The 25,448-nt window shown below is 74.1% G+C and carries 22 protein-coding genes; 11 read left to right on the top strand and 11 right to left on the bottom strand.

Features of this window, described 5'->3' with window-relative positions; all coding sequences use genetic code 11:
- Window positions 1-21 precede the first annotated feature (21 nt).
- From ACF08W_RS00780 to ACF08W_RS00755, 6 genes are all read right to left on the bottom strand, one after another.
- Window positions 22-1,368 carry a 6-phospho-beta-glucosidase gene (locus ACF08W_RS00780; RefSeq protein ID WP_392277940.1) on the bottom strand — a complete coding sequence of 449 codons (1,347 nt, stop codon included), beginning with the start codon at window positions 1,366-1,368 and terminating at the stop codon, window positions 22-24.
- Window positions 1,369-1,689: 321 nt separating this feature from the next.
- Window positions 1,690-3,261: a cytochrome P450 gene (locus ACF08W_RS00775; RefSeq protein ID WP_392277939.1), complete on the bottom strand. Its 1,572-nt coding sequence runs from the start codon at window positions 3,259-3,261 to the stop codon at window positions 1,690-1,692.
- Window positions 3,262-3,324: 63 nt separating this feature from the next.
- Window positions 3,325-3,939, bottom strand: coding sequence for an ATP/GTP-binding protein (locus ACF08W_RS00770; protein WP_352274766.1), 615 nt, complete (start codon window positions 3,937-3,939; stop codon window positions 3,325-3,327).
- Window positions 3,920-4,291, bottom strand: a complete 372-nt coding sequence (locus tag ACF08W_RS00765) for a DUF742 domain-containing protein (RefSeq protein WP_392277938.1) — start codon at window positions 4,289-4,291, stop codon at window positions 3,920-3,922. Before ACF08W_RS00765 ends, ACF08W_RS00770 begins: the two co-directional genes overlap by 20 nt.
- Entirely contained in the window at window positions 4,288-4,695 is a 408-nt protein-coding gene (locus ACF08W_RS00760) for a roadblock/LC7 domain-containing protein (RefSeq protein WP_352274768.1), read from the bottom strand. Before ACF08W_RS00760 ends, ACF08W_RS00765 begins: the two co-directional genes overlap by 4 nt.
- On the bottom strand, window positions 4,692-6,332 hold the full coding sequence (locus ACF08W_RS00755) for an ATP-binding protein (protein ID WP_352274769.1): 1,641 nt from the start codon (window positions 6,330-6,332) through the stop codon (window positions 4,692-4,694). Before ACF08W_RS00755 ends, ACF08W_RS00760 begins: the two co-directional genes overlap by 4 nt.
- Before the next feature lie 420 nt (window positions 6,333-6,752).
- Here ACF08W_RS00755 and ACF08W_RS00750 point away from each other — a divergent pair, with 420 nt between their 5' ends.
- On the top strand, window positions 6,753-7,619 hold the full coding sequence (locus tag ACF08W_RS00750) for an IclR family transcriptional regulator (RefSeq protein ID WP_385208897.1): 867 nt from the start codon (window positions 6,753-6,755) through the stop codon (window positions 7,617-7,619).
- 185 nt (window positions 7,620-7,804) lie between these two features.
- Here the strand turns inward: ACF08W_RS00750 and ACF08W_RS00745 are convergent, their stop codons facing one another.
- A complete protein-coding gene (locus ACF08W_RS00745; protein ID WP_352274771.1) occupies window positions 7,805-8,311 on the bottom strand; it encodes a MarR family transcriptional regulator in 507 nt (168 codons plus the stop codon).
- Window positions 8,308-9,981, bottom strand: a complete 1,674-nt coding sequence (locus ACF08W_RS00740) for an FUSC family protein (protein WP_392277937.1) — start codon at window positions 9,979-9,981, stop codon at window positions 8,308-8,310. Before ACF08W_RS00740 ends, ACF08W_RS00745 begins: the two co-directional genes overlap by 4 nt.
- Window positions 9,982-10,119: 138 nt before the next feature.
- Here ACF08W_RS00740 and pcaB point away from each other — a divergent pair, with 138 nt between their 5' ends.
- Window positions 10,120-11,496, top strand: coding sequence for a 3-carboxy-cis,cis-muconate cycloisomerase (gene pcaB, locus ACF08W_RS00735; protein ID WP_385208891.1), 1,377 nt, complete (start codon window positions 10,120-10,122; stop codon window positions 11,494-11,496).
- 142 nt (window positions 11,497-11,638) lie between these two features.
- Here the strand turns inward: pcaB and ACF08W_RS00730 are convergent, their stop codons facing one another.
- Window positions 11,639-12,841, bottom strand: a complete 1,203-nt coding sequence (locus ACF08W_RS00730) for an amidohydrolase (RefSeq protein WP_392277936.1) — start codon at window positions 12,839-12,841, stop codon at window positions 11,639-11,641.
- A gap of 33 nt (window positions 12,842-12,874) precedes the next feature.
- Window positions 12,875-13,597 (bottom strand): GntR family transcriptional regulator, encoded by a 723-nt coding sequence (locus tag ACF08W_RS00725; protein ID WP_385208885.1) that lies wholly within the window; start codon window positions 13,595-13,597, stop codon window positions 12,875-12,877.
- Between the two features lie 233 nt (window positions 13,598-13,830).
- On the opposite strand from ACF08W_RS00725, the gene ACF08W_RS00720 reads away from it, so the two are divergent.
- The 5 genes from ACF08W_RS00720 to ACF08W_RS00700 all read left to right on the top strand — a co-directional run bounded on the left by ACF08W_RS00720 (window position 13,831) and on the right by ACF08W_RS00700 (window position 18,613).
- On the top strand, window positions 13,831-15,348 hold the full coding sequence (locus tag ACF08W_RS00720; protein WP_385208883.1) for an APC family permease: 1,518 nt from the start codon (window positions 13,831-13,833) through the stop codon (window positions 15,346-15,348).
- A gap of 97 nt (window positions 15,349-15,445) precedes the next feature.
- Window positions 15,446-15,868 (top strand): hypothetical protein, encoded by a 423-nt coding sequence (locus ACF08W_RS00715; RefSeq protein WP_385208881.1) that lies wholly within the window; start codon window positions 15,446-15,448, stop codon window positions 15,866-15,868.
- 92 nt (window positions 15,869-15,960) lie between these two features.
- Entirely contained in the window at window positions 15,961-16,605 is a 645-nt protein-coding gene (locus ACF08W_RS00710; protein ID WP_392277935.1) for a DUF3105 domain-containing protein, read from the top strand.
- A 50-nt stretch (window positions 16,606-16,655) separates the two neighbouring features.
- The gene (locus tag ACF08W_RS00705; RefSeq protein ID WP_392278320.1) at window positions 16,656-17,270 is read left to right on the top strand and encodes a DUF305 domain-containing protein; all 615 of its coding nucleotides are present in this window, start codon (window positions 16,656-16,658) and stop codon (window positions 17,268-17,270) included.
- A gap of 98 nt (window positions 17,271-17,368) precedes the next feature.
- A complete protein-coding gene (locus ACF08W_RS00700; protein WP_392277934.1) occupies window positions 17,369-18,613 on the top strand; it encodes an ROK family protein in 1,245 nt (414 codons plus the stop codon).
- Window positions 18,614-18,638: 25 nt separating this feature from the next.
- Here ACF08W_RS00700 and xylA read toward each other — a convergent pair whose 3' ends face one another.
- Entirely contained in the window at window positions 18,639-19,808 is a 1,170-nt protein-coding gene (gene xylA, locus ACF08W_RS00695; protein ID WP_352274780.1) for a xylose isomerase, read from the bottom strand.
- A gap of 206 nt (window positions 19,809-20,014) precedes the next feature.
- Between xylA and xylB the strand changes: the two genes are divergently transcribed.
- The 4 genes from xylB (at window position 20,015) to ACF08W_RS00675 (ending at window position 25,277) form a co-directional block, all read left to right on the top strand.
- Window positions 20,015-21,496, top strand: coding sequence for a xylulokinase (xylB, locus tag ACF08W_RS00690; RefSeq protein WP_392277933.1), 1,482 nt, complete (start codon window positions 20,015-20,017; stop codon window positions 21,494-21,496).
- 75 nt (window positions 21,497-21,571) lie between these two features.
- Window positions 21,572-22,846: a VWA domain-containing protein gene (locus ACF08W_RS00685; protein WP_352274782.1), complete on the top strand. Its 1,275-nt coding sequence runs from the start codon at window positions 21,572-21,574 to the stop codon at window positions 22,844-22,846.
- Complete coding sequence (locus tag ACF08W_RS00680; protein WP_392277932.1) at window positions 22,846-23,691, top strand: hypothetical protein; 846 nt, start codon at window positions 22,846-22,848, stop codon at window positions 23,689-23,691. The genes ACF08W_RS00685 and ACF08W_RS00680 overlap by 1 nt, the downstream gene beginning before the upstream one ends.
- A 218-nt stretch (window positions 23,692-23,909) precedes the next feature.
- Window positions 23,910-25,277: a cytochrome P450 gene (locus ACF08W_RS00675; RefSeq protein ID WP_352274784.1), complete on the top strand. Its 1,368-nt coding sequence runs from the start codon at window positions 23,910-23,912 to the stop codon at window positions 25,275-25,277.
- Window positions 25,278-25,448 lie beyond the last annotated feature (171 nt).

Below are 25,448 nucleotides of genomic sequence, written 5' to 3'. Positions count from 1 at the left end.
GCGCGCCCCGCGAGCGGGGCCTCAGGGCCGGTCGAGGTAGCCGAGACCGGGGTGGACCTTGGTGTAGTTGTCGAGGAGCCGTTCGGCCACGGACACCGAGTCGACCAGCGGGTGGAGGGCGAACGCCTTCACGGCGGCGGCCCGCGAGCAGCTCTCGGCGGCTTCCAGCACCGCGCGTTCGACCGCCTTGACGGCGGTGACGAGCCCGACGGCGTGGTACGGCAGCGGGTCGGCGGCGACCGGGCGGGCGCCGTTGGCGTCGACCAGGCAGGGCACTTCGATCACCGCGTCCTCGTCCAGCACCGGGAGCGTGGTGCGGTTGCGGACGTTGAGGATGAGCGAGGTCCGTTCGTTGCGGGCGACGGCCCGCATGAGGGCGAGCGCGACCTGCTCGTAGCCGCCGGACTCCAGGTCGCTCTCCTCCCGCTCGCCGGCCCCTGCGACCTCCCGGTTCTCCGCCATGTAGGTGGCCTCCCGCTCGGCCCGGGTACGGTCCCAGGCGTCGAGGGCGGGGGTGTCGGGGTTCTTCATCCGGGCGTAGAAGCCCTCCTGCTGCTCGCGGAGGAAGGCGCCCCGGGTCTGCTCGGCGTCCTGGTAGGCGCGGACGGCTTCCCGGTTGAAGTAGTAGTAGTGCAGGTACTCGTTGGGGACGGCGCCCAGCGACCGCAGCCAGTCGGCGCCGAAGAGCCGCCCCTCCTCGAAGGATTCGAGGAGTTCCGGGTCGGCGAGCAGCCTCGGCAGCTCGTCCCGGCCGTCGACGTACAGGCCCCGCACCCAGCCCAGGTGGTTGAGCCCGACGTAGTCGATCCGGGCCCGGTCCGGGTCGGCGCCCAGCACCCGGGCGATGCGGCGGCCGAGGCCCACCGGGGAGTCGCAGATGCCGATGACCCGGTCGCCCAGATGGCGGGACATGGCCTCGGTGACCAGGCCCGCCGGGTTGGTGAAGTTGATGACCCAGGCGGCCGGGGCGATCCGGGCGATGCGCCGCGCCAGGTCGACGGCGACGGGCACGGTGCGCAGCCCGTACGCGATACCGCCCGCGCCGACCGTCTCCTGGCCGAGCACGCCCTCGTCGAGGGCGACCCGCTCGTCGGCGGCCCGGCCTTCGAGGCCGCCGACCCGGATCGCGGAGAAGACGAAGTCGGCGCCGCGCAGCGCTTCGTCGAGTTCGGTGGTGGCGGTGACGGCGGGGGCGTCCGGCACCCCGGCGGCCTGCTCGGCGAGGACCCGTGCCACGGCGGCGAGCCGGTCCCGGTCGGTGTCGTGGAGGGTGACCGCGGATACGCGGCCTTCGGCCAGGTCGGCGAGCAGCGCCCCGTAGACGAGTGGAACCCGGAATCCGCCGCCGCCCAGAATTGTCAGCTTCACGCTTCCGCATGGTACGGGTCGGGCCGGTGCACGAGCGGCTCCTGCCGGCGCTAGGACCTGTCTTCAAACTGCCGCCTGCCGTGCGGCGCCCGGCACGCACGCTCGCCGCGTTGTCGGGGTCACCCCGATACATCCAGTATCGGAGCGACCCTCCGCCTTGCGATCGCACGCACCGGACACCGCACGGCCCGGCCTCCGGCCGGACGACGGCAGTTTGAAGACAGGTCCTAGGCGGGAACGGCGTCCGGCCCGGCGCCGTGGACCACTCGGGTCCGCGGGTGCCGGGCCGGCTGCCGCCCGTCGCGGCGTGTCCTCCGGGGGTCAGTCGCCGCTCCACCAGCGTGAGACGGCCCGCCACAGCCGCACCGGGGCGGAGCCCGTGCGCTGCTGCGGGATGTGCCCGACGGTGGAGGAACCGAAGGCCGTGCGCCGGTCCGGGTCGGCGGTGGTGGTCGTCGCCGTGACCGCTTCCGTGGCGGCCGCGGGGGCGACCGGCGGAACGGGGGCGCGCCCCGGGGCGGTGGTGGTGTGCCGCGCCGTGGACTGCACCTCCCAGTCCGTGCGCTGCGGGTTGGGCCGGCCCATGGACGGCGGTTCCTTGTCGTCCTGCGGCGGGCGGGCCGCGAAGTCCGCCGGAAGGTCGACGAGGTGCCGGCCCATGAGGTTCCCGACCCAGCGCAGTTCGCTCTCCTCGACGGCGAGTTCGAGGTCGGGCAGGCGCATCAGCAGGGCGTCGACGCCGACGTCCGCGATGGCCCGGCCGATGTCCTGGCCGGGGCATTCGTGGGGGCCGCCGCTGAACGCGAGATGGGCGCGGTTGCCCGCCATGTCGGCGTTCAGGTCGGGCCGGACCGCCGGGTCCATGTTGGCCGGTGCGATGCCGACGATCAGCGCGTCACCGGCCTTGATCCGCTGGCCGCCGAGCTCGGTGTCACCGACCGCCCAGCGGCCGAAGACCGAGGTGAACGGCGGCTCGTCCCACAGGGTCTGCTCGACCGCCTCGGGCACCGTCATGTGCCCGCCGCTCAGCCTGGCCCGGAAGCGCGGATCGGTGAGCACCATCCGGAGCACGTTGGCGATCAGGTTGGCGGTGGCCTCGTACGCGGCGATGAGGACGAGCCGGAGGTGCTCGCTGACCTCCTGGTCGTTCAGCCCGGAGTGGTGCTCGACGAGCCAGGTGGTGAAGTCGTCCGAGGGTTCGCGCCGGCGGCGCTGGACCAGCCGGGACAGCGCGTCGATCACGTAGGCGTTGCTGGCGACGGCGGTCGCCGTGCCGCGGGTCATGTCGCGGGCGGCCTCGACCATCCGGTCGTTGTACTCCTCGGGCATGCCGAGGATCGCGCACATCACCATCATCGGCAGCCGTTCGGCGAACTGGGAGACCAGGTCGACGCGGCCCTGCTGGCAGAAGTCGTTGACGAGCCGGTTGCTGTAGCGGTTGACGTGGCGGCGGACGCCGCGGGTGTCGATCCGGGCCATGCTGTCGGTGACGGCGCCGCGCAGGCGCTCGTGCGCCGCGCCGTCGGCGAACACGCACACCGGCTGCCAGGTGAAGATCGGGGCCAGCGGGTGGTCGGGGGCGACGCTGCCGTCCTGCAGGGCCCGCCAGCGGCGGGAGTCGCGGGAGAACTGCGAGGGGGTGCGGGTCATGTGCAGGTTCTCGCTGTGCCCGAGGACCAGCCAGGCGGGCACGTCCCCGTGCAGCAGTACGGGGGCCACGCTGCCGTGCTCGGCGCGCAGCTTGTCGTAGAGCCCGTGCGGGTCCCGCTCGGCCTCCGGGCCGTAGAGCCGGCGCAGTCCGCCGGGGCCGATGCCCAGGCCGTGGGCCGGGCATTCGGGGGGCGGGACCGGCCCGGAGGCCGCTCCGGGCTCGTATGGGAAAGGGGTGGTCACGATCGCTCCAGGGATCAGGTTTCCGGGAACCGGACGGGTGGGATGCGCGCGGGAGGCCTGCGGTCAGGCGAGCGGAAGGGCCAGACTGTGCAGATAGCGCATCAGGGTCATCAGCACGTCGCGGCTGGAGCCGCGCAGCCGGGCGTCGCAGTCGATCATCGGGACCTCGTCGGGGAGGTCCAGGGCGCTGCGCAATGCCTCGACGGGGTGTTTCGGGGCGTCGGGGAAGGTGTTGATGGCGACGACGAACGGCACGCCACGCTCCTCCAGCCGCCCGATGACGTCGAAACTGACCTCCAGCCGCCGGGTGTCGATGAGGACCACAGCGCCGAGGGCACCCTCGAACAGGCCGTTCCACAGGAACCAGAACCGTTCCTGGCCCGGGGTGCCGAACAGATAGAGGATCAGTTCCTCACTGATCGAGATCCGGCCGAAGTCCATGGCCACGGTGGTGGCGGTCTTGTTCTCCACCCCGTAGTTGTCGTCCACGCCGACCCCGGCCTGGGTCATGGTTTCTTCGGTGGTCAGTGGCCGGATCTCGCTGACGGATCCGACCATGGTCGTCTTGCCGACCCCGAACCCTCCGACGATCACGACCTTCACCGCGGCTGTCGCCGTGGTCGGAAGGACGTCCTCGCTCCGGGGGCCGGTGATCGTGTCAGAGCTTCTGAAGTCCATGCATCACCGCTTCGAGAAGGGACCTGTCCGGGAGAGTGGCGCGGACGATGGGTGCGCGCGATTCGATGAGTTCGGCAGCGAGGAGCTCGGTGAGCAGCGAGGTCACCACGCTGAACGGCAGCTCCAGGTACGCCGAGAGTTCCGCGACGGATAAGGGGGCCTGGCAGAGTCGGAGGATCACGGCCTGTTCGGGTTGGACCGTCGGGGACGGCAGTACCTTCGCCACGATCATCGTGACCAGGTCGAGGTGGGCCCGCTCGCTGCCGTCCGGGTCGCCGGTGATCACGTACAGCCGTTCCGGATCGCTCAGCTCCGGATCGGCCGTGCGGCGTTCTCGTCGTGGGTGACTCATCCTGTCTGCCCGCCGTGGCGGGGCGGACTCGTCAGGTGGGCCCCGATCCTGACGACCAGATCACGCATCCGTGAACCGACGAGCCCCGCGTCGACCGTCTCACCGGCGAGGACCGCCAGGTAGGCGCCGGTGCCCGCGGCCATCAGGTAGAAGAAGCCGCCGGTGACCTCGATGACGACCAGTCGCATGATCCCGTCGCTGTACGGGATCTCGGAGGCGACGGCGGCGGCCAGGCTCTGCAGTCCGGCGCAGGCCGCCGCGAGGCGGTCGGCGACGTCGGGGTCACCGCCGTGCTGGGCGATGCGCAGGCCGTCGGCGGAGAGCACCACGATCTGGTGGATGTCCGGTACGTCCTCGGCCAGTTCCTTGAGCATCCAGTCCATGTTTCCCCGCTGCTGGATCACTTCAGGTCTCCCTTGTCCCACGCATCGTCAGAGTCTTCGTCGGTCCTGGGGTCCTGCGGCACGCCGTTGACCGCGTTGGTGAAGGCCTCCAGCCAGAGACCGGGCGGCTGTTCCTTGGGGCCGGAGCCCCCGGGGCCACCGGAACCACCCGGGCCGCCACCGGCTCCGTGGCCGTTGGCGTGGCCGTTGTGCCGGCCGGCGGTGGGGTCGCTGGACTGGGCCGGGAGGTTGTGCGAGCCCAGCGGCGCCCGGCCGCGGCTGCGCCGCTGCGGGAGGCCGCCCGCGGTCCACTCGGTCACCACGGGGGCGTCGTCCTCCAGGGCCGCCGCGGGGGCGGCGTGCCGGGCGGCGGGAGCGACCGGCCCGGTGGCGGGGCGCTGGGCCACGGGGGTGCGGGGCTTGCGACGAGCCGGCACCACGTGCTTCATCGCCTCCTGGTCGATGTCGCTGGTGGGCCTCGACGTGGCGCCGATGCCGTGCGCGATGCCGGGGGCGGGCCCGGTGGTGATCATGGCGCGGGGCACGATGAGCACGGCGCGGACACCGCCGTACGCGGACTGTCGCAGCGAGACCTGGAGGTCGTACATCCGGGCGAGGCGGCCGACGACGGCCATGCCGAGCCGGGGGGACTCGCCGAGGTCGTTCATGTTGGAGCCGGCCTGGGCCCTGGCGAGCATGTTCTCGGCCCGGGAGCGGGCCTCCTCGCTGAGCGAGACGCCGCCGTCCTCGATCTCGATGGCGATGCCGGTCTGCACCTCGACGGCGGTGACATGGACCCGGGTCTGCGGGGGCGAGTAGCGGGTGGCGTTGTCGAGGAGTTCGGCACACGCGTGGATGAGCGGCTCGACGGCGGTGCCGACGATGGCGACCTTGGCGATCGAGTGCAGGTCGACGCGGGGGTACTCCAGGATCCGCGACATCGCGCCGCGCAACACGCTGAACAGCGGTACGGGCTTGGGCCACTGGCGGCTGGGGCGGGCGCCGCCGAGCACCGCGATGGAGTCGGCGAGACGGCCGATCAGCGCGGTGCCGTGGTCGATGCGGAGCAGGTCGTCGAAGACGTCGGGGTTGCGCCCGTGGTGCTCCTCCATCTCGCGCAGCTCGCTGGCCTGGCGGTGGACGATCGCCTGGACGCGCCGGGCGACGTTGACGAAGGCGCGCTGCGCGGAGTCGCGCATCGCCTCCTCGTTGTCGATGATCGTCAGCACCGTGTAGACGAGACTGCGCTGGGCGTCGGGGAGTTCGCGGTACGCCTCGTCCGCGTCGACGACGTCGCGGAGCACCTCTTCGGGTGAATTTCCCACGCGCAGCCGGTGGATGGCGGCGGGCAGGAGCTCCTTGCTGATGCGTACGGTCTCGTCGTCGTGGGTGGCGATGCGCCGCTCCAGATCGGCGAAGCGCCGTTCGTACGTGGTGCGCTGAGCGCGCAGGTCGCGGCCGCGGCGGGCGAGTTGGACGCTCAGCGCGACCACCACGACGGTGGCGACGGCGCCGCACCAGACGACCGGTATGCGGGCGGCCCCGGAAATCAGTGCCGCCGCGGCGGCGGTGGCACCGCCCATCAGGAGCACGGGCAGGAGCACGGCACGGGCGACGGGGACATCCCGGCCGCTCGGCGGTGATTCAACACGAACCATCTAAGACCTCTGGCGGTTGATTCGGGAGGTAAGCGCGCTTGCAGGACAGTCGGGAACAAGCGCTCGAATTCATATCAACTCGACTTCACTCCGCGTGAGCTTAGTCAGATCGAATCAGTGCTTCGGCATATTCACCCAACCCCCTGCGCGAGCGCTCCGGCGGTAATACACTCACCAGTTTTTGCACGCATAGCTTCCACTCGCACACGGGGAGTTACTTTCGGTCCGATCTGGCGCGAAACCAGGGGGACCGCCCCGGAGAGCGGGACGGGACAAGGCAGTTGGGGCGGGGTTGTCCCCTCGGGCCGGTACGGAGGTTGCAGTGACGTTGCGTCAACGGCGCCGCATATGCCAGCGCTCATGTCCCGCAGGGCAGGACATCAGCACATGCGAGCGAACGAACCCGAAAGGAGCAGATTCATGACGCGTACCCGGGTGGACGGCACGGGCGACGGAGTGACGGGCCGGGCGGCCGGCGCCGAAGGCGCGTACCCCGCGCGCGACGCCGGGAAGGGGCGGGATCCGGACGGCCCCGGGGCGAACCGGGGTTACACCATCGAGTCGCTGGACACCGGGCTGCGGCTGATGCGGCTCTTCCTCACCCATGACGCGCTCACCGTCTCGGAGGCGGCCGCGCTCCTGGCCGTGGGCCGGTCCACCGCGCACCGGGTGCTCAGCACCCTGGAGGGTCGCGGCTTCGCGGTCCGCGACCTCTCCGGCCGCGGCTACTCGGCCGGTCCGGAGCTGCTACGGATCGGCCGCCCGGCCGGCTTCGGCGCGACGGTCCGCGAGCGGGTGGCGGCGGTCCTCGCGGACGCGCTGCGGCGCACCGGCGAGACGGTGCAGTCCACGGCGCTGCTCGGCGACCGGGTCCTGGTCACCGACGGCCGCGAGTCCGCACATCCGGTGCGGGTGGCCCCGCAGGTGGGCGGCACGTTCCCGGCGCACGCCACGGCGGGCGGCAGGATGCTGCTGGCCCGGATGACGCCGGAGCAGGTCCGCGCCCTCTACCCGGAGGAGACACTGCCCGCGGTGGGGCCGGCCGCCGCGGGCTCGCGCGCCGCGCTCCTCGCCGAGCTGGACGGGGTCCGCGCCCGGGGCTACGCGGTCGGCCGCGGGGAGGCGGTCCCGGGCCTGCACACCGTGGCGGTGCCGCTGGCCGGGGCGAGCCGGCGCGACCGGCTCGCCCTGATGGCCTCGGTGCCCGCCGACCGCGGCGACGACCCGGCGCTCACCCGGCTCGCCGGGGAACTCGCCCTGTCCGCGGCGCTGTTGGGTGGCCCCTGAGACGGTTCCGGGACGCCGGGTGCGGCGGTTCTCCTCGCGGTCGCCGGGCGGGTGACCGGGGAACAGCACGGAGCCCGGGGCGAGTAGCTGGTTCTACTGATCCCCGCACCATGCGTGGAGGGGGCAGCGGCGTCCCGCCCTCCGCTCTGCCTCTTCCCCGCATCGCCGCCCGGCCCCGCCCCGGTTCACCGCCGGGCGCCGCCGATGCGTCCCTCCAGCTGCACCAGCAGCTCGCTGAGCTGGGCGCTGAGCCGGTCGCGGGACCGCTCGTCCAGGCCGGACAGCACGGTGCGTTCGTAGGCGAGCTGCCGGGGCAGCAGCATGTCCACCAGTTCGCGGCCCTGCTCGGTGAGGCGGACGTGGTTGACCCTGCGGTCCCGGTCGTCGCCGCGCCGGTCGAGCAGGCCGCGTTCCTGGAGGACCCGCAGGCGTTTGGTGACCGCGGCTCCGGACGAGAAGGTCTCCCTGGCCAGTTCGCCGGGGGTGAGTTCGCGGTCGGTCCGGCGTACGGCGCCGAGCAGGTCGAACTCGGCGCGGGTCAGGCCGGCGGCGCGCAGCGGGGCGTCCTCCGCCTGCTGGAGCAGGGCCGCGCAGCGGTTGATGCGGCCGATGAGTTCCATCGGTCCGGTGTCCAGTTCCGGGTTGACGGCCTGCCACTGCCGTACCACCGAGGCGACGATGTCGTCGGTCACACCGCTCCGTTCTCCGGGACGCGGGCGATCGAGGCCCGCCGGGTCGCTGTCTCGGCGAGCGTACGGTGTCCGGCCTGCTCGGCGGCGCGCACCTGGTCCCGGGGCAGGGCACGCTGCCACCACTCGCCCGCGGCGGTGTCGTCGGCCTCCCGCAGTTCGACGAGCGATCCGGCCAGTTCGCGGTGGGCGGCGTCGAGCGCCTCGGGGCCGGTCTGCGGGGCGGCCAGGGCCCGGACGGCTCCGAGTCGGGCCCGGTCGGTGGCGGCGAGGGCCAGCTCCAGCCGTCCGGCGGCCCGGCGGTTGGTGACCAGCATGGTGGCGAGCAGCCCCGCCGCGGCGCCGATGACGGTGTCCAGGACCCGGTCCCGGACGAGTTCGCCGGCCGGGTGGGTGGCGGCGAACTCCAGGACCAGCAGGGCCATCGGGGTCACGGCGACGGAGCCGAGCCAGTAGTTGCGGGTGATCAGCGCCTCGGCCATGAAGGCGAAGAACAGGCAGAGGCCGATGAGGGCGAGCGGGGTGAGGCGGCTGAGCGGGAGGACGGCGGCGAAGACGAGCACGCCCAGCAGGTTCCCGAGGGTGCGCTGGACCGCCCGGTGCCAGGAGAGCGTCACGTTGGCCTGGAAGAGTGCGGCGGCGGTGACGATCGCCCAGTAGGGCCGGCCGACACCGGCGGCCTGGGAGGCGTATCCGGCCAGGGCGCAGCCCAGCAGCGCGCGGGCGCCGATGGGGAGCAGCGGGGAGCCCGGGGCGAGCCGGCGGAGCAGGGCGCGGCGGGCCTCGCGGCGGCCGGGGCCGCGCCGGGCCGCCCGTTCGGCACCGGCGCCGGGGAACTCCTCGGGGGTGCCGGGGACCGGGCCGCGGGCACGGGTCGCCCGGGCCCGGGCGCGGAGCTGTTCGGGGGTGGCGGGGTCGGGGGCCGGGGCGGTGGCGAGGGCGGCCTCGGCGTCGGCGACCAGGCGTTCGAGGGCGCGGCGGGCGGGGGTGGGGCGGCCGGTGTCGAGGAGGGTCTGCCGGGCCGCGTGGACGGCGGCGGCCGCGGTGTGCCGGGTGCGGGGGCCGGGGTGGGCGAGGTGGGCCGCCGCGGCGTCGAGGGCGCGGGCGGTGGCGCGGCGCTCGGGGCCCTCCCGGCGCAGCAGCGCGGGGCCGGCCGTGACCAGCCAGGCGAAGGCGCCCCCGGCGAGGGTCAGCGCGAGATGGCCCGGCACCTGTCCGAGGTGCTGCGGGGCGAAGAGCGAGGCGGAGGTGATGAAGGTGAAGATCACCGGTCCGGGCGGGCCGATCCGGGTGGCGTCGCAGAGCGTCTTCTGCACCGCCGCGAGGAGTGCCCCCACCGCGATCAGCACGGCGGCCGAGTCGGTGAGGGAGGCCGCCACCAGGGCGGCCGCCATGCCGAGGACCATGCCGAGGACGACCCCGGCGACGGCCCGGGCGCGGCGGGCGTAGGGCAGGTTGTGGCCGTACAGCGCGCAGAGCGATCCGGCCATCGTGTACATCACGAGGTCGAGCCGGCCTACGGCGCACAGCAGCAGGTCGGGTACGGCGGTGGCGACGACCACGCTCAGCGCCGGTTTGAACCACATGTCCGAGGGGCGGGCGAGGCGCAGCGGGGCGACCAGCGGGAGTCTGCGGACGGCGGGCTGCCGGGACCAGGTAGTTGTATCACTCACTCACATACCTTAGCAGGTATTACACCCGTAAAACATATTGTCCGGATGGCCGCCGGGCGCGCCAGGCTCTAGCGTGCGGAATGCGCACGCAGCGGCGCCCGGTACCGGCGCGCCCCCGCAGCCACGGAGGGACCCCGCATGCAGCCCACCGACCCGGCGGCCGAGAGCGACGCCGGGCTGCTCGCCCCCGGCCGGGCCGGCTCCCCCGCCGAGGCGGCCGCCGGCGACCGCGCCTTCCTCCAGGCGATGCTCGACGCCGAGGCGGCGCTCACCCGGGCCCAGGCCGACTGCGGGCTCGCCCCGGCCGAGGCGGGGCGGGCCGTCACCGAGGCGGCCGACGCGGACCGTTTCGACGTACGGGAGCTGGCGCTCGCCGCCGGGCCGGGCGGCGACCCGGTCCTCCCGCTGGCCCGCAGGCTCGCCGCCGCGGTGGCGCCGGAGGTCCGGCCGTACGTGCACCGGGGCGCGAGCAGCCAGGACATCCTGGACACGGCCGCCATGCTCGTCGCCGCCCGGACCCTCGCCCCGGTCCTGGACGACCTGGCGCGGGCCGGGGAGGCGGCGGCCCGGCTGGCCGCCGCGCACCGCGACACCCCGATGGCGGGCCGCGCCCTCACCCAGCAGGTGGCGCCGACCACCTTCGGGCTCAAGGCCGCGGGGTGGCGTGCGATGATCCTCGACGCACGGGACCGGCTGATGGCCGTCCGCGAATCGCTGCCTGCGCAGCTCGGCGGCGCGGCGGGCACCCTGGCGGCCTTCGGGGCGTACGCGACCACCGTGGACCTGGACGGCATCGACCCCGGACTGCCACTGCTCCAGGCGTACGCCACCGAGCTCGGCCTCGCCGAGCCGCTGCTGCCGTGGCACGCCCTGCGCACCCCGGTCGCCGACCTGGCCGGGGCCCTCGCCTTCACCGCGGGCGCGCTCGGCAAACCGGCGGCCGACGTGCTCAGCCTCTCCCGCACCGAGATCGGCGAGGTCGCCGAGGAACACGGCGGCGGCAGGCCCGCCATGGCGCACCGGAGCCACCCGGTACGGGCCACCCTGATCGCGGCGGCCGCCCGCCGCGCCCCCGGGCTGGCGGCGACGCTGTACGGCTCGCTCGCGGCCCAGGACGAGCGGGCGGCCGGGGCCTGGCACGCCGAGTGGGAGCCGCTGCGCGAGCTGCTGAGGCTGGTAGGCGGGGCGGCGCGGCAGACCGCCGGGCTCCTCGACGGGCTGCGCGTCGCCCCCTACGCCATGCGGGAGAACCTCCAGCTGACCGGCGGGCAGATCGTCGCGGAGCGGCTGGCGGCGGTCTTCGCCGAGCGGCTCGGCCGCAGGCGGGCCGAGGAGGTCCTGGTGAACGCCGCCGAACGGGCCCGCGCGGAGACCACGGACCTGTCCGACATCCTCGCCGACGTGCTCGACGAGGAGCCCGGACTCGCCGGGCTCGATCTGCGCGACCTCACCGACCCCGCCCGCTACACCGGCTGCGCCGGCCCCCTCACCGACCGCGCGCTCGACCGGGGCTGAGCGCCCGGCACCGGGCGGCAGCGGTCGAGCGGTCCGGGCGTCCACGGCTGCGGGCACGGCGCCCGGACGGCCCCGCGCCGTGCCGCCGGGTGTCCGTGCGGACGTGTCCCCCGATGCCCTCGATGTGCCGCACGGGCACGTTTCAGACCAGTCGGCCGTCGCGGGCGACGATCCGGCCGCCCCGTACCACCAGGGACGGCACCGGGCGGTCCACCACGGCCTCGGCCACCGACCCGGCGGCCACCAGGACGAAGTCCGCCGGGTCCCCCGCCTCCAGCCGGGAGGCGGGCAGCCCCAGCAGGGCGGCGCCCTCCTGGGCCACCGCCTCGTAGCAGGCGGCGAGTTCCGCGTCGGTGCGGGCGTCCGTACGGTAGGCGAGCAGATGGGCGCGGGCGATCATGTCGCCGTCGCCGAACGGTGTCCAGGCGTCGCGCACCCCGTCCGAGCCGACGCCGAGCCGCACCCCGTGCGGAGCGAGCAGCGCCGGGTCCAGGACCGGGTCGGCGCCGAGCGCGCAGGTGACCAGGGACACGCCCGCCCCGGCCAGCAGCCGGGCGACGGGCTCCAGTTCCGCACCGGCCAGCTCGGCCACGGCGAAGGCGTGCCCGATGGTGACCCGGCCCTCCATCCCGGCCGCGACGGTGCGCCGGGCGATCTCGGTGACCTGGCGGATGCCCTCGGGGCCGCCGTCGTGCAGATGGATGTCGAGCGGGGCGCCGGTGCGGGCGGCGAGGCCGAAGACGAAGTCCAGGTGGCCGTCCAGGTCCCCGTCGATGCCGATCGGGTCCAGGCCGCCGATCACGTCGGCGCCCTCGTCGAGCGCCCGTTCCATCAGTTCGGCGGTGCCGGGCTCGGTCAACAGGCCGAGCTGCGGGAAGGCGACGATCTGGACGTCCAGGAGGTCCTTGCGGGCGTCGGCGGCGGCCCGTACCCCGCGCACCCCGTCCAGGCCGTGGACGGGGGCGACGTCCACATGGGCCCGCATGGCGCGGGTGCCGTGGGCGATCGCCCGGCCCATGAGCGCGCCGGCCCGCTCCTCCACCGGTGCGGTGATCGCGGCGCGGGCCCGGACGTCGCCGTCGATCAGGTCGCGGAGGGTCGCGGCGGGCTCCCGGCTGAGCCAGGGGCCGCCCCAGGTCGACTTGTCGGGGTGGATGTGCGCGTCGACCGGCGAGGGCAGGGCGAGGGCCCCGGCGGCGTCCACCCGGGCGCAGTCCCCGGGGAGCTCCGCCGGGTCGCGGCCGGCGATGCGGCCGTCGGAGACCAGGAGGTCGCCGGTGCTCCCGTCGGGGCGGCGGACGGCGGTGAACAGGACGTGCGCGGGGGCGGGGACGGGTGAAGCCATGGGGGCGGGTCTCCTTCGGTGGTACGGGGACGGTCAGGGGCGGGGAGCTGCGGGCCCGGCGGACTCGGCGGCGGCGAGCATCCGCAGGGCGGCCTCGCGCGTCCCGGCGACATGGAGGCGGGCGATCCGCTCCGCCGCCTCGGCGTCGCCGCCGCTGATCGCCTCGTAGAGCCGTTCGTGCTCGCCGCACATCACGGGCCCGTCGCCCGGCTCGGAGGTGAGGCCGAACAGCCGGCGCAGCCGCCCGTCGAGCGGTGCCATCAGGCCCTGGAGCAGCGGGTTGCCGGACATGAGGACGATCTGCTGGTGGAAGTCGGCGTGGACCGAGCCCAGCTCGTGGATGCGGCGGGGGGAGTCCGCGACGCGGCGGGCACGCTCCAGGAGCCGTTCCAGGGCGCGCAGTCCGTCCCGGTCGGCGCGGCGGGCGGCCAGCGAGGCCGCGAGCGCCTCCAGGCGCTCGCGGATGTCGAAGAAGTCCGCGGCCTCGGCCGGTCCGAGCGGGGCCACGACCGCGCCCCGGCGGGCCCGGACGGCGATGAACCCCTCGGTCTCCAGCCGCTGGATGGCCTCCCGCACGGGGATCCGGGAGACGCCCAGCTCGTCGGCGAGCTCCCGTTCGACGACCCGGTGCCCGGAGGGGTGGCGGCCGTCGATGATCCGCTCGCGCAGTTCCGCGTAGACCTGGTCGCCGAGCGACTGGTGGGCGGCACCGATCGTGCCGGTGGCGGCGGGGCCGGCGGTTCGGCTGCTGCTCATGGACTCGCTTCCTCATCCTGCCCGTCGGAGCCGGTCCCTTCCGGCTCCCGTGCCGCGATCATCGCAGATTCCGAAAAGCTTCCGCACCCCCTTGCCTGGTATTCGGTATACCAGATAGCTTGAGCGCCGCGCCCCGACAGGGCTGCTCTGAACTGGCTTTTTCTGCTGACCCACGCCTGAAGCAGGTACCACCTTCGGCATTTGGTCGCCCGTTTGCACCAGAGGAACCACCCATGAAGCAAGCCTCCGCGGCCACCCCGCCGCCCATCCCCGCTCCCTCTCCCGCCGCCCCTCCCCCGCCGGAGGCCCTCTCGGACGGCGCGGCGGCCGGGCGCCTCGCCGAGGGCCGGATCGGCACCTTCGACCTGGTCTTCTTCGTGGTCGCGGCGGCGGCCCCGCTGACGGTGCTCGCCGGGGTCGCCCCGTTCGCCATCGGCATCGGCGGGCCGGGCACCCCGCTCGGCTATCTGGTCTCCGGCGCGCTGCTGGTGCTGTTCGCCGCCGGTTTCACCGCGATGAGCCGCTATGTGCGCAACGCCGGCGCCTTCTACGCGTACGTGGCCCGGGGGCTCGGCCGCACGCTCGGCGTCGCCACCGCCTATCTGGCGACGCTCTCGTACAACCTGGTCGCCCCCGGGGTCGCGGCCGGCTTCGGCTACTTCGCCTCGACAACGCTGAGCGACCTCACCGGGACGGAGCTGCCGTGGTGGCCGCTGTCCCTCCTCTGCGTCCTGGGCACCGGAGTGCTGGGCTGGCTGCGGGTCACGCTCAGCGCGAAGGTGCTGGGGGTGGCGCTGGTGCTGGAGGTCCTGGTGCTGCTGATCATGGACATCGGGGTGCTGGCGGACCGGGGGACCGCCGCCCTGGACCTCACCTCCTTCGATCCGTCGGTGCTGACCTCCTCGGGCGGCATGGCGGGGATGTTCGTCCTGGTCATCGGCGCGTTCACCGGCTTCGAGGCGACCGCGATCTACGCCGAGGAGGCCCGCGACCCGGCCCGCACGGTGCCCCGCGCCACCTTCGTGGCCATCGGCTTCCTGGCGCTCTTCTACGCGGCCGGCGTCTGGATCCTGATGGGCGGGCTCGGCACGGACCGGTCGGTGGCGATGGCCCGGTCCTCGGACGGTCCGCAGCTGACGTTCCATGTGGCGGACCGGTTCGTCGGCCCCTGGCTGGCCGACTCGATGCAGGTGCTGATCGTGGTCAGCGCCTTCGCGGCGACCCTGGCCTTCCACAACGCGGCGGCCCGCTACCTCTACGCCCTGGGCCGCGAGGGGCTCCTCCCGCGCCGGCTCGGCCGGGTGTCGGCCCGGCAGGGGTCGCCGGTGGCCGCGGTCGTCGTCCAGACCGCCATCGGCCTGGTGATCGTCGGGGGCGGGGCGCTGATCGGCGCCGACCCGTACGGCGAGATCTTCCTGTGGACCAACAGCACCGGCGTGCTCGGCATCATGATCATGCAGGCGCTGGCCGCGCTCGCCGTCTGCTTCTTCTTCCGCGGCGACCGTCGGGGGATGTCGTTCTGGCGGGTCGGGATCGCTCCGCTGATCGCCTTCGTGGGGCTCTCGGTGCTCTCGGTGCTCGCGATACTCCACTTCGACCTGCTCACCGGGCGCACCGGCGCGGTCAACGCGGCGCTGCTGGTGCCGCTGCCCGTGGTGGTGGTCGCCGGTGTCGTGGTGGCGCTGCGCATCCGCCGCACCGACCCGGAACGGTACGGGCGGCTCACCGAGGTGGACGTCGAGCGGGGCTGACGGCCTCCGGCACGCACCCGGGCGGCCGGGCGGATCCCGTCCGGCCGCCGCCGCGACCACCCTTCATTGAAACTTCACACACCAGTAGGATGACGGAATGGACGAGCTGAGCGGACATCCGCGCCGACGCACCCGGGGCATCTGCGCCCCGACCGTGCTCGGCTGGGTGTTCGTGCTGCTCGCCATGGTCTCGTGCTGCGCGATCGCGGCGCCTTCCGCGCACGACGGCGCCGAGCACGGGACGACCGCCGACCGGGTCTTCACGCCCGTCGACCCGGGGCCGGCCCGGATCGTGGTGGCCGACGCCCCGAACGACCGGGGCGCGGGCAGCTCCTGCCACGGCACCTCCGAGCACACGATCCCGGTCGTGCTGCCCGGCCAGAGCGCCCCGGCGGCCCTGCCCTGCGTGGTCGCCACCGCCCCGGCCACCCCGCTCACCGGCGCGGCCGCGATCCGCGGCCCGTCCAACGACGCCGCACACGACGTCGACCGGCTCCGCCTCCAGGTTCAACGGATCTAGGAACAGGCCCCGTTCCCCGGGCAGCGCCCCGGGGACGCTTCACGCATGCCCTGTTCCCCTCTCCCCCTTCCCCGTCGAACCCGAGGACCCCCATGGCCAACACCAAGCAGCAGAACTCCGCCGCCCGCCGCGCGAAGCTGGAGGAGGCCCGCCGCAAGGAACAAGCCCGCGAGCGGCGCAACCGCATCCTCACCATCACCGCGTCCGTCGTCGTGGTCGGTGCGCTCGTCGCGGGCGGCGCGTATCTGATGTCTGCCGCCGACGACAAGGACAAGGCCGAGGCCCAGGCCAAGACCTCGCCGGTGACGGGCGAGCGGACCTGGGACAAGCTCACCCAGAACCATGTCGAGAAGAAGGTCGACTACCCGATGAACCCGCCGGTCGGCGGTGATCACAACCCGGTCTGGATGAACTGCGACGCCGATGTCTACAGCAAGGCGATACCGAAGGAGAACGCGGTCCACTCCCTCGAACACGGCGCGGTCTGGGTCACGTACACCAGCAAGGCGAAGAAGACCGACCTCGACAAGCTCCGTGAGCGCGTCGAGTCGACGCCCTACTCGCTGATGAGCCCGGTCGAGGACCAGGCCGACCCGCTGATGCTCAGCGCCTGGGGCAAGCAGGTGACGGTGAAGGACGCCGCCGACTCGCGGGTCGAGCAGTTCTTCACCAAGTACGTGCAGGGCCCGCAGACCCCCGAGCCCGGTGCCGCCTGCACGGGAGGGATCGCCCAGTGACGTCCGCGTCCCCCGCCCCCGGTTCCCGGCCCGCCCGTTCCTCGCGTCCGATGATGCTGGCCGGCGGGGCGGTGCTGCTGCTGGCCCTCGGGCTGGTCGCGCTCATGCTCGTACGGCCGTCGTCGTCCGCGGGGCCCGACGAGGGCGCGGCCGTGCCCTCGGACAGTTCCGTGGACGTCGGATTCGCCCGGGACATGTCGATCCACCACCAGCAGGCGGTCGAGATGTCGTTCATCGTCCGGGACCGCACCTCGGACGTGGCGGTGCGCCGGCTCGCGTACGACATCATCAACACCCAGGCCAACCAGCGCGGCATGATGCTCGGCTGGCTGGAGCTGTGGGGCCGGCCGAAGTCGTCGAGCGCCCCGCCCATGAAGTGGATGGGGCACGCCTTCGAGCCGCGGGGCGACGGTTCGCTGATGCCCGGCATGGCGACCGACACCGAACTCGACGCACTGCGCGCGGCGAAGGGCAAGGACGCCGAGGTGATGTACCTGAAGCTGATGACCGTGCATCACCGGGCCGGGGCCGAGATGGCCCAGGCGGCCGCCAACGCGGCGGGGACCGACGCGATCCGCGCCCTGGCGGCGGGCATGGTGCGCGGCCAGGAGTCGGAGATCGCGCTGATGGCCGACATGCTGAAGGAGCGCGGCGCGAAGCCCTGAGCGGCCGCCCGCCCCGGAGCCCCCGTCCGCCCCGCCGGGTACGGGGGCTCCGGCGCACCCGGCCGTTCGTACGGGCGATCGCATAGGCTCGGCCCGACATGAAGAGGAACGTCACACCGCTGGGGCCCAAGGCCGACAAGGACACCGTGCGCCGGAGCAACCTCAGCCTGGTCCTGCGGGCGGTCCGCGACGAGCCCGACGGCGGTGCCACCCGGGCCACGGTCGCCGCCCGGGTGGGGCTGACCCGGGCCGCGGTCTCCTCGCTGGTCGAGCAGTTGCTGGGGATCGGTTTCCTGACCGAGTCCGGCAAGACCTTCAGCGGCCAGGCGGGCCGCCCCGGCACCGCGCTCAAGGTGGCCCGCACCGGGCCCGCGGGGCTCGGTGTGGAGGTCAACATCGACTACGTGTCGGTGTGCGTCGTCGATCTGGCGGGCACCGGACGGGTCCGGCTCACCGAACACCTCGACAACCGGGGCGCATCGCCCGGGGACGTGCTGGCGCGGGCGGCCGGAATCGCGGCGCGGACCCTGGAGTCGGCGCGCGAGCAGGAGCTGTTCCCGGTGGCGGCGACGCTCGCGCTGCCCGGTCTGGTCTCCGGGGGCACGGTGCGCCAGGCACCCAATCTGGGGTGGAACGCGGTACCGGCCGACGAGCTGTTCGCGGCCGCGCTGGCCGCCGCGCGCCCCGGCCGTCCGGCGCTGCGGGTACGGGCGGAGAACGAGGCCAATCTGGCGGCACTGGCCGAGCTGTGGTTCGGCGGGCTGGGGCCGGTCCGCGGCTTCCTCTATCTGACCGGGGAGATCGGGGTCGGCGGCGCCCTGGTCGTCGACGGCGAGCTGTGGCGCGGGGCGCACGGGTTCGCCGGGGAGATCGGGCACGTGGTGGTCGATCCGCAGGGCCCCCGGTGCCGGTGCGGCTCGCGCGGCTGTCTGGAGCGGTACGCCGGACAGACGGCGCTGCTGCGGGCCGCCGGGATCGAGGACGGCGGGGGCGGGGCCGGGGTCGCCGAGCTGGAGCGGCGGGCCCGCGCCGGGGACGGGCCCGCGGTGGCCGCCCTGACGGAGGCCGGCCGGATGCTGGGCCGGGTGCTGTCGGGGGCGGTGAATCTGCTGGACCCGGACGCGGTGGTGCTCGGCGGGATCTACCGGGGGCTGATGCCGTGGCTGGCGCCGCCCGCCGCCCGGGAGCTGACCGACCGGGTGGTGTCGGGGCTCTGGTCGCCGAGGAGCGGGCGGCTGCGTCCCTCGTCCGGTGCGGGGGACGCGGCCCGGGGCGCAGCCGCCCTGGTGCTGGCGGAGGTGCTGGCCGACCCGGTGGCGTACGCGGCCGGCCCGCCGCGCTGACCGGCCACCGGGCCCCGGCCACGGTTCAGGCGACGCCGAGCAGATGGTCCAGGGCCAGCTGGTCCAGGGCCTCGAACGCCATGCCGCGCTCCGCCGCCGCGTCCACGTCGAACTCCTCGAACGCCGAGCGGTCGGCCAGCAGCCCGCGCAGCCCGTCCTCGGCGGTGGGCCGGGCCAGGTCGTCGAGGCGGGCGGCCGCGAGCGCCTCGCGGACGGCGGGGTCGGAACGGAACGCCGCGGCCCGCTCCTTGAGGATCAGATAGTTGCGCATGCACCCCGCCGCCGACGCCCAGACGCCGTCGAGGTCCTCGGTGCGCGGCGGCTTGAAGTCGAAGTGGCGCGGGCCCGCGTAACCGGCCGTCTCCAGCAGGTCGACGAGCCAGAACGCCTGGCGCAGATCGCCCGCGCCGAAGCGCAGGTCCTGGTCGTACTTGATGCCGGACTGGCCGTTCAGGTCGATGTGGAAGAGCTTGCCCGCCCACAGGGCCTGGGCGATGCCGTGCGGGAAGTTCAGCCCGGCCATCTGCTCGTGGCCGGTCTCCGGGTTGACGCCGAACAGCTCGGGGCGCTCCAGGCGCTCGATGAAGGCGAGGGCGTGGCCGACGGTCGGCAGCAGGATGTCGCCGCGCGGCTCGTTCGGCTTGGGCTCGATGGCGAACCTCAGGTCGTACCCCTGCTCGGTGACGTACGTGCCGAGCAGGTCGAACGCCTCCTTCATCCGGTCGAGGGCGACCCGGACGTCCTTGGCGGCACCGGACTCGGCTCCCTCGCGGCCGCCCCAGGCCACGTAGACGGTGGCGCCCAGCTCGACGGCGAGGTCGATGTTGCGCAGGGTCTTGCGGAGCGCGTAGCGGCGTACGTCCCGGTCGTTGGCGGTGAACGCGCCGTCCTTGAAGACCGGGTGGGTGAAGAGGTTCGTGGTGGCCATGGGCACGACCAGTCCGGCCGCGTCCAGGGCCTGCCGGAACCGCTTCACGGTCCCCTCGCGCTCGGCCTCCGTCGCGCCGGGGGGGATCAGGTCGTCGTCGTGGAAGGTCACCCCGTACGCGCCCAGCTCCGCGAGCCGTCGCACGGATTCGGCCGGGTCGAGCGGGGCCCGGGTCGCGTCGCCGAACGGGTCGCGCCCCTGCCAGCCCACCGTCCACAGCCCGAAGGTGAACCGGTCGTCCGGGGTGGGCGTGAAGCGTTCCGTCATCGTCTGGCCGCCTTCGCTGCCGTCGGGCCCGGTGCCGCGAGGGCACCCGGCTCTTATTTGTTCACTGACATGACTAATGATGCACGGGGCGCCTCCTTCTGGTAAGTACCGAGCACCGGGGTGTTCTTGGAACCTCCGCTCCCGTAATTTGTTCCGCGCACGATCGAATGCCGTGCCCCGCCCAGCGCCCCCAGGAATGAGGCCCCATGCCGCCGCGTACCGTCGTCATCGGCGTGGACAGCTCCACCCAGTCCACCAAGGCGGTCCTCGTCGACGCCGACAGCGGCCGGACGCTCGGCGTCGGCCGGGCACCGCACACCGTCACCGGGGAGGCGGGTGCCCGGGAGAGCGATCCCGAGCAGTGGTGGCGGGCGCTGTGCGCGGCCGTGCGCGCCGGGCTCGCGGAATCGGGCGCCGAGGCCCGGGAGGTGGCCGGCATCGCGGTCGCCGGACAGCAGCACGGGCTGGTCGTGCTCGACGCCTCGGGCCGCCCGCTGCGCCCCGCGATGCTGTGGAACGACACCCGCTCCGCCCCGCAGGCCGCCGCGCTCACCGCCGAACTGGGCGGCCCGGCCGCCTGGACCGCGCGGACCGGGTCGGTGCCGGTGGCCTCCGCCACCGCGTCCAAGTGGCGGTGGCTGCGGCAGCACGAGCCGGAGACCGCCGCCGCGGCCGCCGCGCTGCGCCTGCCGCACGACTTCCTGACCGAACGGCTCGCGGGCGCCGCCGTCACCGACCCGGGCGACGCCTCGGGCACCGGCTGGTACTCCACCGCGAGCGGCGGCTACGACCCCGTCCTCCTGGAACTCCTCGGCCTGGACGCCGACCTGCTGCCCCGGGTGGCGCGGACGGGCGCGGACCGCGTCGGCGGGCTGACCGCCGAGGCGGCCGGGGCACTGGGCCTGCCCGCCGGGATCGCCGTGGCCGCGGGCACCGGGGACAACATGGGCGCGGCGGTCGGCCTCGGCCTGGGCGCCGCCGGGCTGCTGGACCACCCCGTACTCAGCCTGGGCACCTCCGGCACCGTCTTCGCCGCCTCCCGGACGCGGCCCGTCTCACCGGCCCTGTCCGGTTTCGCCGCGACGGACGGCACCTACCTCCCGCTGGCCTGCACGCTGAACTGCACGCTCGCCGTGGACCGGATCGCCGCCCTGCTCGGTCTGGACCGGGAGGCGGCGGACCCCGGCGGCGAGGCGGTGCTCCTCCCCTACCTCGACGGCGAGCGCACCCCCGATCTGCCCCACGCCTCCGGGCTGCTCACCGGCCTGCGCCACGACACCACGCCCAGGCAGCTGCTCGGCGCCGCCTACGAGGGGGCCGTCGTCACCGTACTGCGCGCCCAGGACGAGCTGGCGCGGGCCTGCGGGCTCGACCCGGCGGACCCCTCGGTGGCCGCCCGCCCGCTCCGGCTGATCGGCGGCGGGGCGCGGGGGCGGGTCTGGGTGGAGACGGTACGGCGGCTCTCCGGGCGGCCGGTGATCGTACCCGGCGGCGACGAACCGGTGGCGCTGGGCGCCGCCGCACTGGCCGCCGCCGCGGTCGGCGGGGCCGACCCGGTCGCGGTCGCCACCGGCTGGGGAACCGGCAATGGACACCAACTACCGCCGGTGCCGAGGGACTTGGCCACCTGGGAGCGGATCGGATCGGTGCTGGAACGGGCCTCCGGCCCCCTGCTGGGCGGTTCCTGACAGTTCCCCAGCGGGCCCGGCGACCGGCCCCACGCCGGTTTGGGGATGCCCCGCGAACTTCAATAGGATCCGGCGATGATCATAAGAAGAAGGCTGACGGTCGGGGTGGGCATTCTGCTCGCCACCCTGACCGCCGGGCTCGGTTCGGCGCTCCCCGCCGCCGCCGGCGAACCCACCGCCCAACCCTCCCCCAAGGTCGAGCTGGTGCTCGACGTCAGCGGTTCCATGCGGACCCGCGACATCGACGGCCAGTCCCGGATGACCGCCGCCAAGCAGGCGTTCAACGAGGTGCTGGACGCGGTGCCGGAGCAGGTGGAGCTCGGCATCCGCACGCTCGGCGCCGACTACCCGGGCAACGACCGCAAGGTCGGCTGCAAGGACACCCGGCAGCTCTACCCGGTCGGCCCGCTCGACCGCACCGAGGCCAAGACCGCCGTCGCCACCCTGGCGCCCACCGGCTGGACCCCGATCGGCCCGGCCCTGCTGGGCGCCGCCGACGACCTCAAGGGCGGTGACGCCACCCGGCGGATCGTCCTGATCACGGACGGCGAGGACACCTGCGGTCCGCTCGACCCGTGCGAGGTGGCCCGTGACATCGCGGCCCGGGGCATCCACCTGGTCATCGACACCCTGGGCCTGGTGCCCAACACCAAGATCCGCGAGCAGCTGACCTGCATCGCCGAGGCCACCGGCGGCACCTACACCGCGGTCAAGCACACCGACGAACTCTCCGGCCGCGTGAAGCAGTTGGTGGACCGTGCCGCCGAACCCGTCGTCACCCCGGTGGCGACCGAGGGCGCGAACAGTTGCACCGACGCGCCGCAGCTCAAGCCCGGCCTGTACACCGACCGCGAGACCTTCGGCCAGCACCGCTGGTACCGGGTGGATGTACTGCCCGGTCAGGAGCTGCGCGCCTCGGTCAGCGTCGCCGCCGACCGCGCCGTGAACAACGACTACGGCGTGCTGATGCGGGCGCTGACCGTGCACGGCCGCGAGATCGTACGGGGCTCGGAGTCCGGCACCGGACGCACCGACGTGATCTCCTCCGGTCTGCGCTACCCGAAGGCCGAACTGGACGACACCGACAGCGACAAGCCCGCCGCCGAGACGGTCTGCCTCCAGGTCGGCAACTCGTTCTCCGCCCCCGCCTCGGTGAAGACCGAGCCCGGCCTGCCGATCGAGCTGACCATCGACGTGGTGGACGGCCCGGACGACGCCGCCGACGTCGCCGCGTTCGGACTCGGCCGCGGCTGGTGGCTGCTGGGCGTGCTCGTCCTGACCGGACTGCTCGCCGGCCTGGTCTTCGGCTGGATCTCGCGCTGGCGCGTCGCCGTCTGGAGGACCAACTGATGCGTAGGACAACCCGTCTGCTCGCGGGCGCCCTGATCACCGGGCTCGCCCTGCTCACCCCGGCGGGCGCGGCGCTGGCCGACGACCCGTCGACGAGCCCGAGCCCCAGCGCCTCCGGTGACGGCTCCGCTCCCACCGAGGCCGGGACCGCCTTCCGGACCGCGACCGCCCTCCAGCAGGGCCAGCGCGCCACCGCCGAGGCGTCCACCGGCGACTACCTGTACTGGGTGTTCCCCGCCGACGCGGGCCAGCGCGCCACCGTCACGGCGACGATCACCCTGCCGCAGGACACCGCCCGGCACGGTGCGTCGACCTGGCAGGTCGACGTGTACGACGGACTGCGCCGCCGCCAGGCGTGCATGTACGGCCGGCAGACCGGCAAGGCCGCCGCCGACGCGCCGACGGTCGAGCTGAAGTGCGTCCTGCGGACCGTCCGTGCCTGGTCGGAGCCGTGGGCCAACGACCCGCTGCCGGGCAGCTACTACGTCCGGCTGACGGTCGTGGACCTGCCGTCGACGGACCTCGGTCTGCCGGTGCGGGCCGAGGTCGAGGTCACCTCCGTCGACAAGGGCGGCTCCGCCGACGTGGACGGCACCCTGTCGAAGCCGCTGGTCCCCGGGATCTCCTCCGTCGCGCAGGCCGCGGACGAGTCGTCGGACGACGACGGTTCCACCCGCACGGTCTCGCTCGGCAGTGAGCCCGAGGACGGCTGGGCCTCGGGCTGGTGGACCGACCGCTGGCTGTGGACGGTCGGCGGCGGGATCCTCGGGGCGCTCGCGGGCGTCTTCGGGTACTCCCTCACGCGCGGGCGCGGCCGCCCGTCGCACGTACCGCCGCACGTCTGACCCGCGGCTCCGTGACCGCCGGACAGCCGTCCGGCGGTCACGGACCGCCCATTCTCCGCCACCTGCCGCCCGCCCCGTCCCCAGGCGGGCGGCACGCGACTAGGCTCGTCAACCCACGTACCGCACAAGGCCGATGGTGTTTCCGGACGGCGGGCGGTGCGGCTGGATCCAGTCGCCGCGTACCGGTTCGGGCGCGCCATGAAGAGCGGAGACCTCCCATGTCCACGCAGACCGGCCCGGCCGTCGGCGGCCGGGCGCGCGAGCACCGGATCGTCCCCGGCCCGAAGGGGCTGCCGTTCCTCGGCAGTCTGCTCCGGTTCGGGAAGGACCCGCTCGCCTTCTTCGGCCGGCTGCGCTCGTACGGGCCGATGGTGAGCTGGCGGTTCGGCCCCAATCCCTGTGTGTTCGTCTCCGATCCGGAGTGCGTGGGCGAACTGCTCACCGAGACGGAACGTTCCTTCGACCAGCCTGCCCTGGGCATCGCCTTCCGCACGGTGATGGGCAACGGCGTGGTGGTCGCCCGCGGCGCCGACTGGCGGCGCAAGCGCTCCCTGGTGCAGCCCTCGGTACGGCCCAAGCAGGTGCGCTCGTACGCGGCGACGATGACGGACAGCACGGTGGAGCTGGCGGACGGCTGGTCGGACGGCGACCGGATCGACGTCAAACGGGAGATGGCGGCGCTGACCCAGCGGATCGCCGTGCGCACGATCTTCGGGGTGGACACGGCGGCCGACGCGGAGTCGATGGGCCGGGCGATGGACGTGGCGCAGCGGGAGATCGGCAAGGAGTTCGCCGGGCTCGGCGCCGTCCTGCCGGACTGGGTTCCGACGCCGGGCCGGGCCCGGATCAGGAGGGCCGCCGCGGTCATCGACGCCGAGGTGGCCCGGGTCGTCGCCCGCCACCGCGACGGCGGGGAGGACCGCCCCGACCTGCTGAGCCGGCTGCTGACCGCCGTCGACGAGAAGGGGGCCCGGCTCAGCGACCGGGAGATCCGGGACGAGACGGTCACGCTGTACATCGGCGGGCACGAGACGACCAGTTCCACCCTGGTGTGGGCCTGGTACCTGCTGTCCCGCGCGCCCCGGGTGCGTACCGCGCTCGCCGAGGAACTGGACCGGGTGCTGGGCGACCGGGAGCCCGGGATCGAGGACTACGCGCGGCTCACGTACACGCAGTCCGTGGTCAAGGAGACGCTGCGGCTGTATCCGACGATCTGGCTGGTCACGGGGGTCGCGAAGGAGGGGGCGCGGATCGGCGGCGTCCCGATGCCGGAGGGCACCCGGGTGTGGAGCAGCCAGTGGGTGACACACCGCGACGCGCGGTGGTTCCCGGAGCCGGAGGAGTTCCGCCCCGAGCGCTGGGACCCGGAATCCGGCGACGACATCCCGGAGTACGCCTGGTTCCCGTTCGGCGGCGGCCCGCGGGCCTGCCTGGGCACCCGGTTCGCGATGGTCGAGGCGGTGCTGGTGCTGGCCGTGCTGGCGCGCCGCTTCGAGCTGGTGGTGGACCCGGGGGTCGTCAACCCCGTGCCGTCGCTGACCCTGCAACCGGACCGGGACGTCCTGGCGACGGTCCGCGCACGGTAGGGGGCGTCCGGCACGGGTGCGCGGGCGGTCCCGCACCGGGCGCGGTGGCGCACCCATGCCCGATCTGTCGCGGAGATCGGGTCCCACGGTCCACACTGTCCATGTCGGCCGCCCCGGCCTGCGGGCCGTCGACGCATGTCGATGCGTGCCGACGCATGCCGATCGAAGGGG

The organism is Streptomyces sp. NPDC015144, assembly GCF_043079735.1.
Lineage (GTDB): Bacteria > Actinomycetota > Actinomycetes > Streptomycetales > Streptomycetaceae > Streptomyces.
This window is presented reverse-complemented; position numbering and strand designations above follow the sequence as displayed.